Below are 18,613 nucleotides of genomic sequence, written 5' to 3' on the forward strand. Positions count from 1 at the left end.
ACTTAATTTATTTCTTATTTCCTGAAATCAATTTTTTAGCCTTAGACCAAATTGATTGTTTTTCATTTTTGTGATATGCATTTCCATAACTTCCATAACCGTAACCATAACCATAACCGTAACCGTAACCATATCTGGCTTTATATTTGTAAAAATTGAGAACAAAACTGATGTTCTTAACTTCTCCATTTTTATACTTGGCATTCACTAATTGAAGCATACCTTTCTTGGTGTAATCAAACCGTATCATGTAAATGGTAGCATCAGCATAATGTGACAATTCAAGTGCATCCGCAACCAACCCAAGAGGTGGTGTATCCAAAACTATAAAATCATAAGAATCCCTTAGTTTATCAATAGCATCTTTAAGTTTCTTACTCATTAATAATTCAGAAGGATTGGGTGGTATAGGTCCTGAGGATATCAAATCTAAATTTTCAATATGTGTACTAACAATTGTATTCTCTAAAGGTTCCTCTCCTATTAAATAATTTACGATACCCTTATCGTTATCAAGATTAAAATCTCCAAATATTTTTGGTTTTCTTAAATCCAGACCTAATAAAATTGTTTTTTTACCAGACAATGCATAAACCGTTGAAATATTAATGGAACAAAAAGTTTTTCCCTCACCACTAATAGATGATGTTACCATTAAAGTTTTCCCCTTTACTTCAGAATCTTGTTGTTGTCTGTATATAAATTGTAAACTTGATCGGATTGCCCTAAATGATTCGGAAACTGTAGACTTTGGTTTTTCAAATACCACAAGGTTATTTGTATGTTTAAATTTTCCAATTAAACCAAGAATTGGAATTCTAGATAATTTTTCGACCTCACCAGTATTGTGGATATTATTGTCAAGAAGATATAGCACAAACACTAAAAGAATTGGTATACCAAACCCTAGCAAGGAGGCCATAATATAATTAAGCGAAGTATTAGGACCAATTTTTCCACCTCCAATATCCTTGGCTTTATCAATAAAAGTTATGTCAGAAACGTTTGCCGCTTTAATTATTTTAGCTTCACTTAACTTACTCTGATAAACATTATATGTTTCAATACTTACGTCTAACTTTCTTTGAATTTTTAAAAACTCCTGTTGATCTTCAGGCAGGTTCCTAAGCTCAGACTCTAACTTGGCAATGTTACTATTGATGGCATTCAACTGCAAATTTATAGTACGTTTTGTTGCAGTAATAGTTTCTAAGAGTACATTTTTCTCAGCATTAATTCGCCTATCCAAGTCGTCAAATAAAACGTTTCCTGGTTGAGTAGTATATTCTAACTTTTGACGCTCAATAGCAAGCAATGTAATACTTTGAACACTTGCAATAATGTTAGCTTCATTAATTCCAACTGATGTTGGAGCGACTATTTTAGTGTAATCCTTTTGAGTTAAAAGGTAATTTTCAAGTGAGTTGAGATATTGGAGTTTGGATTTTTCAAGTTCTTTTGATTGATCTAATTCTTTTAGATTTTCGGAAGCCACCGCAAGCTCATCAGTAACATCAAATACCTTATTACGCTTCCTAAAATCGCTCATTTCATTAGTACCAGCTTTTAAAAGCGCATCGACCTCTGCAAGACTACTATCTATAAACTTTATGGTATTAGTAGCGTATAAATTCTTCCGTTCTAATTCTGTTTTAGCCAAAATCTCGACTGTGGCATTTAAATAATCTACAATTCTGGCCTTGTTATTGCCAATCATTACCATTCTTAAAATTGAGGATGCATCTCTAGATTTTGGCGTGGCTCTAACAGCATTTTTATATTGATTTACAACTGCATCAAAATTTAAAAACCTAAAATAGTGTTTGGAATCTTTAACAAAGTTAGCAGTACTATTCTTAGTAATTGTACCACTAAAAAAAGAAAGATTTATACTTGAACCATAAGCATGCTTTTGCTTGTAAACATTTTTACTTAATTGAACCTGTTTTATATCTCGTGATGCATAATTTTGACAACTCACATTCTTGAGTTCACCAAAATCAATGAAGAGTTGAAAATAATTATCATCAATTGGTTGAATCTCAATCAATCTACCGAGAAGTTGATATTCATTCTTATCAAATTTAACTTCGAATGGTGAATTTTTGTAAGTATCAATGAGATTATATTTTCCTTCCCTTAAGTATTGCTTATAAAATTCTAATGAATCTACAACTAATTCATTATGGGTTCTAGTATTAACTTCAGTCACTACCTTTCCGACTTTCCCTGATACACCACCCCAATTAAATGAAATACTTGTATTTGTTGTAAAAAATGGACTCTGTTCGTTTTCAACCGAAATCAAACTTTCTAAACGATATACGTTTTGCTTTCTAACATTAACGTAGTATGCAATACCTAAAGCAATTAATACAGAAATTAATATGAGCGGCCAAAAGCTTATTATCTTAAAGAACAATCCTTTAAGGTCAAAATTTATTTGACTTGATTCATTTGTCTCTAATTCATAATCATAATCTGACATATATTACAGTCTATCAATTAATAGAATACTCGTAGTAACAAGACCCATTACTGTAATCAACGTAGTAATTGTTTGTGTTCCAGTCAATCCTGTACCCCAAGATTTTTGTTTTATAGGTTTTACATATATCATATCGTTATTCTGAATATGATAATAAGGTGATTTCATAACATTAATATCTGTTAAATCCAGTTTATGTATCTGTTGTCCTTGTGGATACTGTCTAATAATCATTACTTCTTTTCTATCGCCTGTTTGGGTAATTTCACCAGCATTGGCAATAGCTTCAAAAATATTAACGCGGTCTTGAAACAAAACTTGTGTTCCAGGACTATTTACTTCGCCACTTGTTACATATCTTAAACCAGCTAATTTCACTGTCACAAAAATATTGGCTGTTTCTTTAAACTGATCTTCTAAAAGTTTATTTTCTAATAATTTCTGAATTTCCTCAGTGGTATACCCTAAAACATTTATCTCACCGAGTACAGGTATTCTAATATTTCCATGTATATCAACTGTAAAACCGTCAAAATAGGCACGTTCCTGGCTATCAGCATTTAAGCTTTCATCACCAACTGGATTGTATATAGACACTTTATCCTGATCAAGAGCCTTAACTCTTATATTCAAAATATCATTTACTTGGACTCTGTAAGGTTTTTGAATTTCTGTAAGATTATTTGTTGCTAAAGAATCTAATGCTTTTTCCTTATTCTGAAGATAGACCAAATTCTTGTGCGGAACACATGATGATAATCCTATACACAAGACCAATCCAAAAAACAAAATTTTACTTTTCATTTATGCTTTTGTATTGCTGTTTCACAAATATAACTTATCAACACCAATAACAAAACTATATAGTTTCTTTTTGGTTTATTTCCGTTCTTTGTAAAAAAAAGGAGTGAATTACCTCAACGTAGAAAATATTTCAAAGTCTTATGGCGAACTTGTCCTCTTTGAGGACTTGTCCTTTAGCATTCACAAGGATCAGAAAATTGCTTTTATAGCTAAAAACGGTAGTGGTAAAACCTCTATTCTAAATATTTTATCAGGAAAGGATACACCGGATAAAGGACAAATAATTGTTCGAAAGGGACTTAGACTATCCTTTTTAGACCAGGAACCTGAATTAGACAAGCAACTTACTATTGAGGAGACTATTTTTGCTTCAGAAATCCCTATCCTTAAAGTAATTGAAAGCTACGAAAACGCACTCAAAAACCCAGAAGACTCAGAAGCATATCAGTTGGCATTTGAGGCTATGGATAGACATAATGCCTGGGAGTTTGAAACTCAATACCAACAAATTTTATCTCAATTAAAATTAGAAGATTTATCGCAAAAAGTAAGTTCGCTTTCAGGTGGACAGAAAAAACGATTAGCATTAGCTCAATCCTTATTGAGTAAACCCGATATATTAATTCTAGATGAACCTACAAATCATCTAGATTTAGAGATGATTGAATGGTTAGAAGAATATTTCACAAAAACACAGCAAACACTGTTCATGGTAACCCACGACCGCTATTTTTTAGAGCGTGTCTGCAACGAAATAATAGAGCTAGACCATGGAAAGTTATTTACCTATAAAGGAAATTACTCCTATTACTTAGAAAAAAAAGAAGCACGTATTGCAAATGAACTGGTAGAGGTCGGAAAGGCGAAACAACTCTTTAAAAAAGAACTTGATTGGATGCGGCGACAGCCCAAAGCCCGCACCACAAAATCAAAAAGCAGGATAGACGATTTTTTTGAAATAAAGAAAAAGGCACACCAAAGACGTAAGGATCACGAAGTTCAGTTAGAGATAAATATGGAACGATTGGGAAGCAAAATCATTGAATTCCATAATGTTTCTAAAGCATTTAAAGACAAAAAGATTCTAGATGGTTTTGACTATAATTTTAAGAAAGGGGAACGCATAGGTGTTATCGGTAAAAATGGAACTGGTAAATCCACATTTTTGAATTTACTGACGCAATGCTTAAAACCTGATAATGGTAAAATTGTGTTAGGAGAAACTGTTAAAATTGGATACTACACACAAGTTGGCATCACTGTTAAACCAAATCAAAAAGTAATTGAAGTTATTCGACAATATGGCGACTATATTCCCTTGGCAAAAGGAAGACAAATTAGTGCACAGCAGTTACTTGAACGTTTCCTATTTGACAGAAAAAAACATTATGATTTTGTTGAAAAGCTTAGTGGTGGTGAACAAAAACGATTATACTTATGTACCGTTTTAATTCAAAATCCAAATATTTTAATTTTAGATGAACCCACTAATGACCTAGATATAGTTACGCTAAACGTACTTGAAAATTTTCTCCTAGATTTTCCCGGTGTTTTATTAGTTGTATCACATGATCGGTACTTTATGGATAAAATTGTTGATCATCTATTTGTTTTCCGTGGCAATGGAGTCATTGACGATTTTCCAGGTAATTATTCAGATTTCAGGGCTTATGATACAAGCCAGCCAAAAACTGCAAATACCAAAGTAAAAGCTGATACAATTAAGGTTATCAAGCAAAATGAAGCGAACAAGCTATCCTATAACGAACAAAAGGAATATAAAAATTTAGAATCAAAAATACGATCATTAGAACTAGACAAGACAGCATTGGAAGACAAATTCAATAACTCAGAACTATCACAAGATGAAATCAACAAATTGTCTGAAGATTTACAGACAATAATTAGCTCGATCGAAGAAAAAGAATTGCGTTGGTTTGAACTTGCTGAAAAATTAGAGAGTTAAATGTACAAGATACTTGCTTATTTAAAATTCCTTAAAGTATCCAAAAATAAACATGGTGTGCATTCTCCTTTTGTATACAAATTTGTTACTGAATGTATTTATGATAAAAACAATCACATAGAGTACAATCTTATAAAGGATTATCGTAAAGCCCTATTAAAAAACAAAGAAAGTATTACCATCACCGATTTTGGATCAGGTTCGAAGGTATTTAAATCCAACACCAGAAAAATCAGTGATATTGCGGCTAATGCGGGAACACCTTTAAAAAAAGCAAAACTCCTATTCAGAATTGTAAAGTACTTTAAAATTAAGTCTATATTAGAATTAGGCACTTCGTTAGGAATAGCTACCCAAGCTATGTCGCTTAATAATTCAGTTGAAAATATAATCAGTGTTGAAGGTTGTTATAACACCTTCAGATTTGCTCAAAAATCATTGTCAAAACATAGCAATATTCAATTAATAAACAATCCATTTAAAAACTACATTCCCAAAATAAAACAAGAAAGTTTTGATCTCATTTTTTTTGACGGACACCACGATAAACAGGCAACAATTGAATACTTTGAAGCCCTTTTGCCAAAAGCAAACAATAACTCCATATTTATTTTTGATGATATCTATTGGTCAGCAGAAATGACTCAAGCTTGGGATTATATTAAAAATCACAATTCTGTTAATGTTACTGTAGACACCTTTCATTTTGGTATTGTTTTTTTTAGAAAAGAACAGGTCAAAGAACATTTTAAGATTAGAATGTAACAACCTCACAATTTTAACGTCTTATTAACTGTAAAATCCTGTATCTTGCAGGATGAATGGCAACCAAGAATTGTAATTATGAGTGACAACGTCATTGAGATTAGAAACATTATTAGAGATTTTAAATTAGGACAGCAAACCGTTCATGTTTTAAAAGGAATAGATTTAGACATTAAGAAAGGTGAATATGTTGCCATTATGGGCCCATCAGGTTCTGGTAAATCTACTTTAATGAATTTATTAGGTTGTTTGGACACTCCTACATCAGGGACCTATGTTCTTAACGGAAAGGATGTTAGCCAAATGTCAGAAGATGAATTGGCCGAAATACGAAATACCGAAATTGGATTTGTTTTTCAGACATTTAATCTCCTACCAAGAACCACTGCCCTAGAAAACGTGGCTTTACCTATGATTTATGCAGGTGCATCTAAAAAAGTACGTTCAGAAAGAGCTTCAGAAGTATTGACTGATGTTGGACTTGCAGATAGAATGGACCATAAACCAAATCAATTATCTGGTGGCCAAAGACAACGTGTGGCTGTAGGTAGAGCACTGGTAAATAAGCCTTCAATTATTCTGGCAGATGAACCTACAGGAAACCTTGATTCTAAGACTTCATTAGAAATTATGGAATTATTTGATGAAATCCATGCTAATGGTAATACTGTTATTATGGTTACCCATGAAGAAGATGTAGCGTCACATGCAAAAAGAATCATTCGTTTAATTGATGGAATGATTGATACAGATACTTATAACGACTAATTCACAAACACACATCCGAATTTACAGACAATGCTATCTCAGTCTTTTTTAAGAATTTGAGTATTAGCCTTATCTTTACATTTATGAAAGTATATACAAAAACAGGTGATAAAGGTACTACCGCACTTTTTGGGGGTACACGTGTGCCGAAGCACCACTTAAGAATAGAAAGTTACGGCACAATTGACGAATTAAATTCGCACATTGGTCTAGTACGTGATCAAGATATTAATCAACACTACAAGAATGTTTTGATGAAAATTCAAGACCTATTATTTACTGTTGGAGCAATATTAGCTACTGATCCCGAAAAAGCTACACTGAAAAATGGTAAGGCTCGCTTAAATATTCCAAAAATATCAAATGAAGATATTGAAGCTTTAGAAAAAGAAATGGACACAATGGAAGCCAGTCTGCCACCGATGACTCATTTTGTTTTACCTGGTGGTCATCAAACCGTGTCATTCTGTCACATAGCACGTACAGTGTGTCGTCGAGCAGAACGCTTAGCCTCTCATCTCAATGAATTAAAACCTTTTCAACCTGAAACTTTAATGTACATTAATCGGCTTTCTGACTACCTTTTTGTGTTGGCACGGAAGTTGTCATTTGATTTGCAGGCTGAAGAAATAAAATGGATTCCCAAAAAAGAATCTTGAGTAAAAATTGAATTCAGTCATTAGACTTATATAATGCAATATATAAGTTGAAAACGGTTGAAAATTACACGTTCTTTCTATTAATGATTAATTAATTTAGTTTTTTCTTGAATTATTCAGCTAAAAAATTATTTTTGCAAAAAATTAAACACGTACGCAAATGTATTGGACATTAGAATTAGCATCATATTTAAGTGATGCGCCTTGGCCAGCAACTAAAGACGAACTTATAGATTATGCCATCCGAACAGGTGCACCTCTAGAGGTTGTTGAAAATTTACAAGCGATTGAAGATGAAGGTGATTCATACGATTCAATTGAAGAAATTTGGCCAGACTATCCAACTGATGAAGATTACCTCTGGAATGAGGATGAATATTAACATATAATATTATTATAAAAAAGTCTCTTGCGTTAATATAACTGAGAGACTTTTTTTATTTTCGGTTTCTCTTAAATAAGAATCGCACAAGGGTCCTTGAGACCATAAATTTATTGACATAAAAAAATAAAGATTGACACCAATCAATCTTTTACAACATATATAGACATGGGTATACTAGATAAAGTATTAAAGGTTTTTGTAGGAGATAAATCCAAACAAGACGTTAGTGCTATTACACCAATTGTAGAGAAGGTTAAAACATTTGAATCTGCACTAGAGGCATTATCTCACGACGAATTGAGATCTAAAACGAAGGAGTTTAAAGATAAAATTGCTGAAGCCAGAAAACCACTTCAAGAAAAGAAAGATGAACTGTTATCTAAAGCAGAAGAAACAGAGGATATCGATGAGCGTGAGGATTTATATCTAGCAGCAGACAAGATAGAAGATGACATATACGAAGTAACAGAAGATGTATTAAACGATATATTACCTGAAGCTTTTGCAGTAGTAAAGGAAACAGCAAAACGTTTTGTGAGCAATACTGAAATTCCAGTAACTGCGAATGCATTTGACAGAGAAGTGTCTGGAGAAAAAGACTATGTAACTCTTGATGGTGACCAAGCTATATGGGCCAATTCATGGGATGCCGCAGGGAAGCCGATTATATGGGACATGGTTCATTATGATGTTCAGTTAATTGGTGGTATTGCAATGCACCAAGGAAAAATTGCAGAAATGCAAACAGGTGAAGGTAAAACACTTGTTGCAACATTACCCGTTTATCTAAATGCTCTTGCAGGTAAAGGCGTTCACCTGGTAACAGTTAACGACTACTTAGCAAAACGTGATAGTGCTTGGATGGCACCAATATTTGAATTCCATGGTTTATCGGTAGATTGTATAGACTATCATAAACCAAATTCAGATGCGAGACGTAAAGCATACAATGCTGATATTACATATGGTACCAACAACGAGTTTGGCTTTGATTACCTACGTGATAATATGGCTCACTCACCAGAAGATTTGGTACAAAGACCGCATCACTTTGCAATTGTAGATGAGGTAGATTCTGTATTAATTGATGATGCAAGAACGCCATTGATTATTTCTGGTCCAGTACCTAAAGGCGATGAGCATGAATTTGATCAGTTAAAACCAAAGGTGCAGCAAATTGAAGAAGTTCAACGCAAGTATTTAGTTGGTGTTTTAGCAGAAGCTAAAAAATTAATTGCTGAAGGTGATACCAAAGAAGGTGGTTTTCAATTGTTAAGAGTTTATAGAGGTATACCAAAGAATAAAGCTTTAATTAAATTCTTAAGTGAGGAAGGAATTAAGCAATTACTTCAAAAAACTGAAAACTTCTACATGCAAGATAACAATAGGGAAATGCCTAAGGTAGATGCAGAACTCTATTATGTAATCGATGAGAAAAACAATCAAGTAGAGCTTACGGATAAAGGTGTAGATTTTCTTTCCGGTGAGGATGATCCAAATTTCTTTGTAATGCCAGAAATGGGAACTGAAATTGCTAAAATTGAAAATCAAGGCCTATCGTCTGAAGAAGAAGCAAGTCTTAAAGAGGACTTATTCAGAGATTTTGGTATCAAGTCAGAACGTATTCATACTTTAAATCAGCTATTAAAAGCATACGCACTATTTGAGAAAGACATCCAGTATGTTGTAATGGACAATAAAGTAATGATTGTCGATGAGCAAACGGGACGTATTATGGACGGTCGTCGTTATTCTGATGGATTACACCAAGCCATTGAAGCTAAAGAAAATGTAAAGATTGAAGCCGCGACACAGACTTTTGCAACAGTAACCCTTCAAAATTACTTTAGAATGTACCGTAAACTGTCTGGTATGACTGGTACTGCAGTAACTGAAGCAGGTGAGTTCTGGGAAATCTACAAGCTTGATGTGGTTGAAATTCCTACTAATAGACCAATTGCAAGAGATGATAAGGATGATTTAGTATATAAAACTAAGCGTGAAAAATACAATGCAGTAATTGAGGAAGTAACTGCCCTCTCTCAAGCAGGTAGACCAGTATTAATTGGTACTACTAATGTTGAGATTTCGGAGCTATTAGGAAAAATGTTGAGCATAAGAAAAGTACCTCACAATGTACTTAATGCAAAACTCCATAAGAAGGAAGCTGATATTGTGGCAGAAGCTGGTAAACCAGGTCAAGTTACTATTGCAACTAATATGGCTGGTCGTGGTACCGATATTAAACTGAGTGATGAGGTAAAAGAAGCTGGGGGTCTTGCCATAGTTGGTACAGAGCGACATGATTCTCGTCGTGTGGATAGACAGCTTAGGGGTCGTTCTGGACGACAAGGAGATCCGGGTAGTTCTCAATTTTATGTTTCCTTAGAAGATAATCTAATGCGTCTATTTGGTAGTGACCGTATTGCTAAAATGATGGATAGAATGGGATTAAAGGAAGGTGAAGTAATTCAGCATTCCATGATTTCAAAATCAATAGAACGTGCTCAGAAAAAAGTTGAAGAGAACAACTTTGGAGTTAGAAAACGACTTCTTGAATATGATGACGTAATGAATGCGCAACGTGAGGTTGTCTATAAACGTCGTCGTCATGCATTGCATGGAGAGCGTCTTCGTGTTGATTTAGCTAATATGATTTTTGATACTTCAGAAGGCATTACATTTGCAAATAAAGAAGCTAACGATTACAAAAACTTCGAGTTTGAGCTAATACGTTATTTCTCCATGGCTTCACCAATAAGTCAGGAGGAATTTGCAAAAATGAGTGCTCAAGAGATTTCAGGTATAATCTACAAAGATGCATTTCAGCACTACCGCGATAAAATGCAACGTGCAGCAGATTTAGCATATCCTGTAATCGAGAATGTTTACAATACTCAAAGAGATAGATTTAAACGTATCGTAGTACCATTTACGGATGGTGTAAAAAATTTACAGGTTGTTACTGATTTAGAGAAGGCGTACGAATCTAAAGGAAAGCAATTAATAAATGACTTTGAGAAGAATATCACTTTAGCTATTGTAGATGATGCATGGAAAACACATTTGCGTAAAATGGACGAGTTAAAACAGTCCGTACAATTAGCGGTACATGAGCAAAAAGATCCTTTGTTAATATACAAATTTGAAGCATTTGAGCTTTTTAAGAGCATGATTGACCAGGTGAATAAAGATGTAATTTCATTCTTATTTAAAGGTGAAATTCCACAAGAAACTGCTGATACAATTCAAGAAGCTAAAAAACGTAAGCAAGAAAAACTTGAAACACAGAAGGAAGAAATTCCGAATATGGATGAACGCGCCGCACAAAGTAGAGCGACTGGAGCAGGCGCATCTCGCCAGCAACAGGTAGTTGAGACCATAGTTAGAGAACAACCGAAGATTGGACGTAATGATAGAGTTACAATTAAACACGTGATGAGTGGTGAAAGTAAAGTGGTTAAGTACAAGCAAGCCATACCTCTAATTGATAAAGGTGAATGGGTATTGGTAAATGACTAATTATCAGACACTATTACCAATTTATAATATAAAAACTAAAAAATCCTGATGAGTAACATCAGGATTTTTTGGTAAAGACCACTCGCCTTTAATATTTTGTTAGTGGGACTAATGTTTCTTTTTAGTGATCCGCATTTAAGGATTTACTTTATGTTTCATTAATCGAGAATAATTATTTATATCCTTTACTAATAAGACACAGATATTTCATAAAAGTCACAATTTCAGACCTTTCTATTAAATGGTTAATACCAAATTATCAACCGATTATCATTTTTTTATTACCTTAATGGCACTAACTAAACAAATAATCATGAAAAATGTATTAGCTACCATTATTGGCTTTATTGTTGCCTCTGTCACAGTTTATATATTCGAATCATTAATCGGCCACAATCTATTCCCTTTACCGGAAGGTTCAAACCCAATGGATATGGAGTGGATTAAAAACAACATGGACCAAATTCCTATGGGTTCAAAAATATTTGTTGTAATTGCTCATTTTGCAGGAATCGTAGTCGGTATGTTGGTTGCAGCAATGATATCTAAAAAATCTATGGTACCAAGCTATATTGTAGGAGGTCTAATGCTCGCCGCTACTTTTTTTAATATTGTCATGCTCCCTAAAGAATTGTGGTTCACACTTTCTGACGGAGTATTTGTAATTGTTGGTTTTTTAGTAGGTAGACAGCTTGGAATGAAAAAAATAACAACTGAAGAATAGAGCAATGAAAAATATTAGTCTTATAATACTATTATTGTCATTTAGTGCCGTTGTAAATTCCCAATCCAAAGACAATTTAATAGCCATAAACCAAACCTGGGATAAATTCTATAAAGCATTTGAAAATCTTGACCATTCATTGATGGCTGAAATTCATTCTAAAGATCTTGTTAGAATTTCAGGTGGACGAAACATATTAAATTATGAAACTTACATTAATAACTACAAAGCTAGATTTCAACAGAATAAAGAATCAGGCATTACCTATAATATTAGCCTTAGATTTTTTGAACGAATAAATACTAATGAAACGGCAAGCGAACGTGGTGTATATCAATTAACGGTTAATAAGGGGCAATCAAGTGAGCAGAATTATTATGGACAGTTTCACGTAATATTTAAAAAAATAAATGATAAATGGCTGATAACCATGGACTATGATTCTAGCGAGGGCAACACCATTAATAAGGACAATTATTTAAAAGCATCTGCAATAGATGATTTTAATAACTTTGTTAAACAGTAATTAAATTGCTTGGTTAATTTGCTATCTTTCAATCAACTTAAATCTTAACCAAAACAAGACTTTAATTGCAAAAATTAATAGTGAAAGTAATTTCCTTAATTAAAAAGCATAAGCTTTTTACAATTATTATTTTACTAAGTTTCATTTCTTCACTTAGATCACTGATTATGCCTCTAATTGCAGATGAAACTACTTATAATAAAATAGCATCAAACATTTTATTAGGCAAATACTACCTTAAAGATTATCCATCTACAGTTACACCAATTATTCCATTTGTCCTTGCTTTTTTTAAGACTACGGTTAATCCAATTATTGGACTTACACTTCATAAACTTTTACATATTTTTTTAGCAGTTTTAGGGTTTAGATACTTATATCTATTCTTGCTAAATCTAAATTTAAAGAAAAGCATTGTTTTGGCAATTGTTGCATTAGCGGCAGTTAATCCTATAGGCATTACTTTTTTTGGTCGACTTTATCCGGAAGGTATTTTAATGTTTAGTTTTTGGGGCTTCATATATTACGCTTCGGCAAAAGTTAAGACTAGTCATTTCATTAAAATGCTTTTGCTTTTTGTAATATTAGTTTTAACCAGATACTTGTATGCTATACTTGGAGTAATCATTTTATATAATTGCTATAGGTATTATTTAAATCTTTCAAAAAAGAAGATTCTTAAATTACTTAAATACTCAGTCATAATTGCATTACCAGTTTTGTTATGGTTAAAATATGTAAATAATATTGAGCAGAATAACCTTTCTGAGATTAGTTATTTCAGCAGATTTAAGGCAGAAAATCCCCTAATGTACAATATCAAAGCAGGGTTAGGCATAATTAAACACGATGAGGTCAATAAAGTTAATGGTATACCTGCTTTCGCATCACTATTTGTACCAATTGATGGATTTAGAAATTATATTTTGAGCGTAGGGTTAATAATTGCTTTCTTAGCAGGTTACTTAAGCAGAAAACTTCCTCTTGGGTCAAAAATACTTGTTATTTCAATTGTATTGACTATGCTCGGTTTAATATTTGCAGGTACTGGATTCAGCAGATATTGGTTAATATTATTACCTGGATTCTTACTGGGTTACTACTATTTAGCATCCAAACTTAAGATACCTGACAAGTGGATACTAATTGCTGTTTATTCTCTTTGCATTATTTATGTAATTAATGAATTTAGACTAGACTATTTAATCCTAAACAGATATCTTTAATGTCAATGAACAGTGCTAAAGTTATAATATACATGCCTGCCCTGAATGAAGGGTTAACAATTCACGATGTATTAAAGTCCATACCAAAACGCTTAAATTCAGTTTCGGAAATTGAGATGCTCGTTATTAATGATGGTAGCTCTGACAATACAGCATCTGAGGCTTCTAAGGCAGGTGCAACAGTCATTAGTCATAATTACAACAAGGGTGTTGGCAGTGCATTTCATACTGCTGTAGATTACACATTAAAACAAGGAGCAGACATATTGGTAAGTATTGATGCAGATGGTCAATTTGATGTATTACAAATTGAAGGAATGATTTCACCCATTTTAAAAAACGAAGCTGATTTTTCAATTGGTAACAGATTTAATAATGGTAGACCTGCTGGTATGCCTAAAATTAAATTTTGGGGAAACAAGCGGATAAGTAAGATTGTAAGCTTTGTTAGCAGAAACAAAATAAAAGACGCCTCTTGTGGTTTTAGAGCCTACTCCAAAGATTGTTTGCTTAACTTGAACTTAGATGGAAGTTTTACATATACACACGAAACTATTTTAGATTTGGCTAACAAAGGATATCGTGTTGCTCAAATACCTGTAAATGTTATTTATTTTGATGGACGCATATCACGTGTAGCTAATAGTCTAACCAAATATGCATTCAAAACTTCATCTATAATCTTTAAATGCCTAAAGGACTATAAGCCTTTACAATTTTTTAGTTCTATAGCATTGGTCATATTTATAATTGGTCTTTTATTTGGTGGATTTGTACTTGTTCACTGGATACAAAACGGCAGTATTACACCTTATAAAAGTATTGGGATCTTTGGATTGGCATTAGTAGGAATGTCTCTATTATTGGCAGTTTATGCTCTAATGGCTGATATGCTTGGCAGAATAAGAAAAAATCAAGAGAAGATTCTGTATTACCAAAAAAAGCAATATTTTGAAAAAGATCAATAAGAAAACCAAAGGGCAACTTATTAGATACATATTCATAAGTCTTATTGGCTACACTTTTGTTTTTTCTGGACTATACTTATTAGTAGACATTTTAAACGTCAATGAATCCATTGCTTTCATGGTCATTTATGGTCTCTCCTATTTACTACTATATTTTTTGCAACTCAAAGTATTGTTTAGAACTGATCACACCAATGCTAAACTCGTAAAGTTTTTCATTTCTATTTTTGCCTTTTATTTAATGGCTAATTTGTTATTTAATATTGGTGTATATTTAAAATTAAATTATTTAGTTGCAACTGTTTTAACAATTGGTTTGTTATTCCCAATTAGATTTATAGTTTCAAAATTTATTGTGTTTAAGGCTTAAATACCATGAAAAAATTCCTTTATAAAATAGATTATGTTTTACAACGATTTTTTACATCCTTGGTATTTACTTTTCCAATAATAAATTGGATCAAGAGACTTTACTTTTATTTGCGTTTTAAAACGTTTGAAATTGAAGTGACAAACAATGTAGTCATTACAAATTTTGACAAGCCAAATACCAATGCTAGTGTAAAATTTAATGGTCCATGTACATTTTCAAGAAATATTGAAGTGGACTATTCCGGAGGTATTACTTTTGGTAAAAAAGTAACAGTGTCAGACAATGTAACCATACAAACTCACAAACATGAGTATGACAACATGAGTATATTTGATAATGTTACAAGCAGTTCTCCACTCGTAATAGGTGATGAAGTTTGGATTTGTAACAATGTGGTGATCACCAGTTCTGTTAATACCATCGGTAATGGCGCCATTATCGGATCTGGCTCCATAGTTACTAAAGATGTAGAACCCAACAGTATTGTTGCTGGTGTTCCTGCAAAACACATTAAATACAGAAATTTAAATGACGCATAAGGCAACATGGAATAAGTTTTCATTATCCTTCATAAGGAAAGGATTTAGGTTTATGTTTTTACACATATCCATGAAGTTTTTCATTCCTCCGTCTTTAAGAACACGTATTCTAAAATCTTGTGGCATCACTTTTAAAAATAGAAAGTCCGTTTTTATTGGAACAGATGTTTTATTTGATAACTTAAAAGGTACAAATACTTTTATTGGTGAAAATGTAACTATCACTACCGGAACAAAAATCATTAATCACTTCCCTATCTTATCTAGTAATGGTGTTACTGAATACTCTACTGGAGATATTACAATTGGTGACAATGTTTTTATTGGCATGAATAGCCTAATAATTAAACCTGTAAATATAGGTAATGGAGCAGTTATTGGAGCAGGTTCTGTGGTTACTAAGGACATACCTGAAAAGGCAATTGTTGGTGGTAATCCTGCAAAAATTATTGACTATGTCAAAGACTCAAAAATCTAATAAATGTCTTGGATCAGGACAATTAGTTTTAAAATACTCTAAATCTATTTTGTTACTCACACCAGGATAGTCGCCTTCATAATTTTCAATGTCCTTAATTATCTGAAAATGCAAATGAGGTGGATATGTACCATTAACGTCAGCAGTACCTAAAGTTGCAATCTGTTGCCCTTTTTCGACCTTATCACCTATTCTTTTATCTTGTAGAGATTCTAAACTTAAATGACCATAAAGTGTGTAAAACTCAAAACCAGAGACATGATGTTTCAAGATTATGCATGGTCCATAATCACCGAAATTGACATTATTTTTAAAACTATGAACTGTTCCTTCTAAAGGTGCATAAATCGTCGTACCAGCTTCAATCCAAAGGTCTAATCCTAAGTGGATATTGCGTTCTGTATCAGGATCCGCCTGATTAAAATAATCGCTTCTCTGATATATGCCTCGCTTTTCTAAATAGCCACCAAAAGCAACTTTTCCATTATTGCTCTTAATGACATGCCATACATATTCCTTTAATTGATCAACAGAACCGACATCAACAGTTTTTAAATCCACGTTGTCAACAGAAAGATTTAATGGCACGTAATCATCCTTTTTAATGTACGAAGGAAGTAAAGAATGAGGTTGTAGCGTTTTTAATAAAGATTGAAAATCATCAAGGGCCATAAAAACAAAATTTCCATAAAAATAAGCATCTATTTTATGGAAAGCTTCAAAAAAAAGATAGAATAAACCCCTTGATCTTAATAGACTAAAAGGGGCTTAATCTATAATAACATTGCTATACTTAGCATTTACAATAATGGTTTTGTCTGTACTACCACCATCTGGATAATTTCTTATGGTCTTCTGGTTTGTTGGCTGATTATTGTATTTAGAACGATTACCCTTAAAATATAGACTGTAATCTGTAGCATTTGGCAAATTCACATAAGCATCGCTATTCTCTAACACCAAATTAAGGTTGTTAAACGATTCTGTTAATTGAGATATGGTTAAATCACCAAAACTACCATCAATAATACCTGTATTGGTCAGCTTATCAATATTGATATTAGAAGATTTAGCATTTAAAACCAGGTCATTTACACTTTTAATCTGTGCCTTATCAACAAAGTTTAGGTTCAATGTTCCTAAATTCCAATTGTTAATTACCACAGGTGAGTAAGAAACATTGATGAAGGTATCACCTCCATCAATGTTATCTGCTACTAAAAATGAATGAGAAATATCACCGCTCATATTATGAATTACAGATGATAATTTTAATTCACCATGTCTAATATTAGTTTTTAGCTTAGCCTTTTTAGGGATTTTTATTTTAATCACCTTTTTCACTTTGCTATTATTCCCACCTTCTATACTTCTAGCAAATATTGTTTCACGCTTTTCATGCATTTCTTTTCTACGCGCTTCCATTTCTGCTTGACGCTCTGCCATCTGAGCAGATCGCTCAGCATGTCGCTCTGCTAATCTAGCCTCACGTTCTGCCATTCTTGATTGTCGTTCAGCGTTACGCTCAACTTGTTGTGCTTTACGTTCCATTTCTCTACCAAAACGTTCACCCCAAGCTTCCATTTCTTTTGCCCATTCTTCACCAAATTTTTCACCGAACTCTTCGCCCCATTTCTCCATATCCTTGGCATATTTTTCACCGAATTTCTCACCCCATTTCTCAATTTCCTTAGCCCACTGACCATCAAAACGCATTCCGTATTCCTCGCCCCATTTCTCCATTTTTTCTTGGTAACCAGATTCAGCAAATTCCTTAGCCCATTTTTCCATTTTCTCTTGTAATTCCTTACCACCTTCTTCTTCATATTTCTTGCTCCACTCTTCTAAATACTTCTCACCTTCTTTTTGATAACGGTCATAATCAAACTTAATAGTAGTAATAGCATTTGGTAATTCTGGAAGCTCTGGTAACTCTGGCATTTCAGGCATCTCTGGTAATGGCGGCATTTCTCCCATTTCTGGCATATTTGGTAATACCATTATTTCTGGCATTTCTGGGATGTCCGCTAATTGAATTTCTAAATCTCTCAAAAGATCAGCATAATCTTCTTCACCAAATAATCCTACAGATCTGCCACCAGTAGATGAAATAACAACCTTATTGTTAGAGCCATTGATCTCTAAATTCCAAGCGTCTAATGCTCGCTGTAGGTCTTCACCAGAAAGCACACTGCTTTCTATATAAGCTTCCACCTCTACAATATCTCTGTTCCAGGTGTCAATTTCAATTTCAACATAGTTGGTATTAAGATCTACAACCACATCTTTACTAACCTTAATAGACTGCGATGTTTTACTTAATTTGTTTTGTGCAAAACCAAAGCTGGTTATAAGGCACAACATTAAAATTCTAATTGTGTTCATGATTTTTTAATTTAACTGTTCGTTTTTTGATTTATTT

The 18,613-nt window shown here is 33.1% G+C and carries 17 protein-coding genes; 13 read left to right on the forward strand and 4 right to left on the reverse strand.

What is annotated here, in order from left to right:
* Positions 1-7 precede the first annotated feature (7 nt).
* Entirely contained in the window at positions 8-2,488 is a 2,481-nt protein-coding gene (locus tag LBV24_RS10900) for an exopolysaccharide transport family protein (RefSeq protein WP_224478689.1), read from the reverse strand.
* A 3-nt stretch (positions 2,489-2,491) separates the two neighbouring features.
* A complete protein-coding gene (locus tag LBV24_RS10905; RefSeq protein ID WP_224478690.1) occupies positions 2,492-3,292 on the reverse strand; it encodes a polysaccharide biosynthesis/export family protein in 801 nt (266 codons plus the stop codon).
* A 103-nt stretch (positions 3,293-3,395) separates the two neighbouring features.
* Between LBV24_RS10905 and LBV24_RS10910 the strand changes: the two genes are divergently transcribed.
* The 13 genes from LBV24_RS10910 to LBV24_RS10970 all read left to right on the forward strand — a co-directional run bounded on the left by LBV24_RS10910 (position 3,396) and on the right by LBV24_RS10970 (position 16,191).
* Positions 3,396-5,258, forward strand: coding sequence for an ABC-F family ATP-binding cassette domain-containing protein (locus LBV24_RS10910; RefSeq protein WP_224478691.1), 1,863 nt, complete (start codon positions 3,396-3,398; stop codon positions 5,256-5,258).
* Positions 5,259-6,023, forward strand: coding sequence for an O-methyltransferase (locus tag LBV24_RS10915; RefSeq protein ID WP_224478692.1), 765 nt, complete (start codon positions 5,259-5,261; stop codon positions 6,021-6,023).
* 78 nt (positions 6,024-6,101) lie between these two features.
* On the forward strand, positions 6,102-6,791 hold the full coding sequence (locus LBV24_RS10920) for an ABC transporter ATP-binding protein (RefSeq protein WP_224478693.1): 690 nt from the start codon (positions 6,102-6,104) through the stop codon (positions 6,789-6,791).
* 83 nt (positions 6,792-6,874) lie between these two features.
* Complete coding sequence (locus tag LBV24_RS10925; RefSeq protein WP_224478694.1) at positions 6,875-7,450, forward strand: cob(I)yrinic acid a,c-diamide adenosyltransferase; 576 nt, start codon at positions 6,875-6,877, stop codon at positions 7,448-7,450.
* Between the two features lie 160 nt (positions 7,451-7,610).
* Positions 7,611-7,832 (forward strand): DUF2795 domain-containing protein, encoded by a 222-nt coding sequence (locus LBV24_RS10930; RefSeq protein ID WP_008272287.1) that lies wholly within the window; start codon positions 7,611-7,613, stop codon positions 7,830-7,832.
* Positions 7,833-8,000: 168 nt separating this feature from the next.
* Complete coding sequence (gene secA / locus LBV24_RS10935; protein ID WP_224478695.1) at positions 8,001-11,357, forward strand: preprotein translocase subunit SecA; 3,357 nt, start codon at positions 8,001-8,003, stop codon at positions 11,355-11,357.
* 289 nt (positions 11,358-11,646) lie between these two features.
* Positions 11,647-12,081, forward strand: a complete 435-nt coding sequence (locus tag LBV24_RS10940; RefSeq protein ID WP_224478696.1) for a hypothetical protein — start codon at positions 11,647-11,649, stop codon at positions 12,079-12,081.
* Positions 12,082-12,085: 4 nt separating this feature from the next.
* Positions 12,086-12,607 (forward strand): nuclear transport factor 2 family protein, encoded by a 522-nt coding sequence (locus tag LBV24_RS10945; protein ID WP_224478697.1) that lies wholly within the window; start codon positions 12,086-12,088, stop codon positions 12,605-12,607.
* A gap of 167 nt (positions 12,608-12,774) precedes the next feature.
* Positions 12,775-13,833 (forward strand): hypothetical protein, encoded by a 1,059-nt coding sequence (locus LBV24_RS10950; protein WP_224478698.1) that lies wholly within the window; start codon positions 12,775-12,777, stop codon positions 13,831-13,833.
* Complete coding sequence (locus LBV24_RS10955) at positions 13,833-14,801, forward strand: glycosyltransferase family 2 protein (protein ID WP_224478699.1); 969 nt, start codon at positions 13,833-13,835, stop codon at positions 14,799-14,801. Before LBV24_RS10950 ends, LBV24_RS10955 begins: the two co-directional genes overlap by 1 nt.
* Positions 14,785-15,171, forward strand: a complete 387-nt coding sequence (locus LBV24_RS10960) for a GtrA family protein (protein WP_224478700.1) — start codon at positions 14,785-14,787, stop codon at positions 15,169-15,171. Before LBV24_RS10955 ends, LBV24_RS10960 begins: the two co-directional genes overlap by 17 nt.
* 5 nt (positions 15,172-15,176) lie before the next feature.
* Complete coding sequence (locus LBV24_RS10965) at positions 15,177-15,713, forward strand: acyltransferase (protein WP_224478701.1); 537 nt, start codon at positions 15,177-15,179, stop codon at positions 15,711-15,713.
* Positions 15,703-16,191, forward strand: a complete 489-nt coding sequence (locus tag LBV24_RS10970; RefSeq protein ID WP_224478702.1) for an acyltransferase — start codon at positions 15,703-15,705, stop codon at positions 16,189-16,191. Before LBV24_RS10965 ends, LBV24_RS10970 begins: the two co-directional genes overlap by 11 nt.
* Here LBV24_RS10970 and LBV24_RS10975 read toward each other — a convergent pair.
* Entirely contained in the window at positions 16,180-16,863 is a 684-nt protein-coding gene (locus tag LBV24_RS10975) for a peptidoglycan DD-metalloendopeptidase family protein (protein WP_224478703.1), read from the reverse strand. The two genes, LBV24_RS10970 and LBV24_RS10975, sit on opposite strands and share 12 nt — an antisense overlap.
* A gap of 96 nt (positions 16,864-16,959) precedes the next feature.
* Positions 16,960-18,576, reverse strand: coding sequence for a hypothetical protein (locus LBV24_RS10980; RefSeq protein WP_224478704.1), 1,617 nt, complete (start codon positions 18,574-18,576; stop codon positions 16,960-16,962).
* Between the last annotated feature and the right edge of the window lie 37 nt (positions 18,577-18,613).

The sequence above is a fragment of the Winogradskyella vincentii genome (assembly GCF_020166345.1).
Lineage (GTDB): Bacteria > Bacteroidota > Bacteroidia > Flavobacteriales > Flavobacteriaceae > Winogradskyella > Winogradskyella vincentii.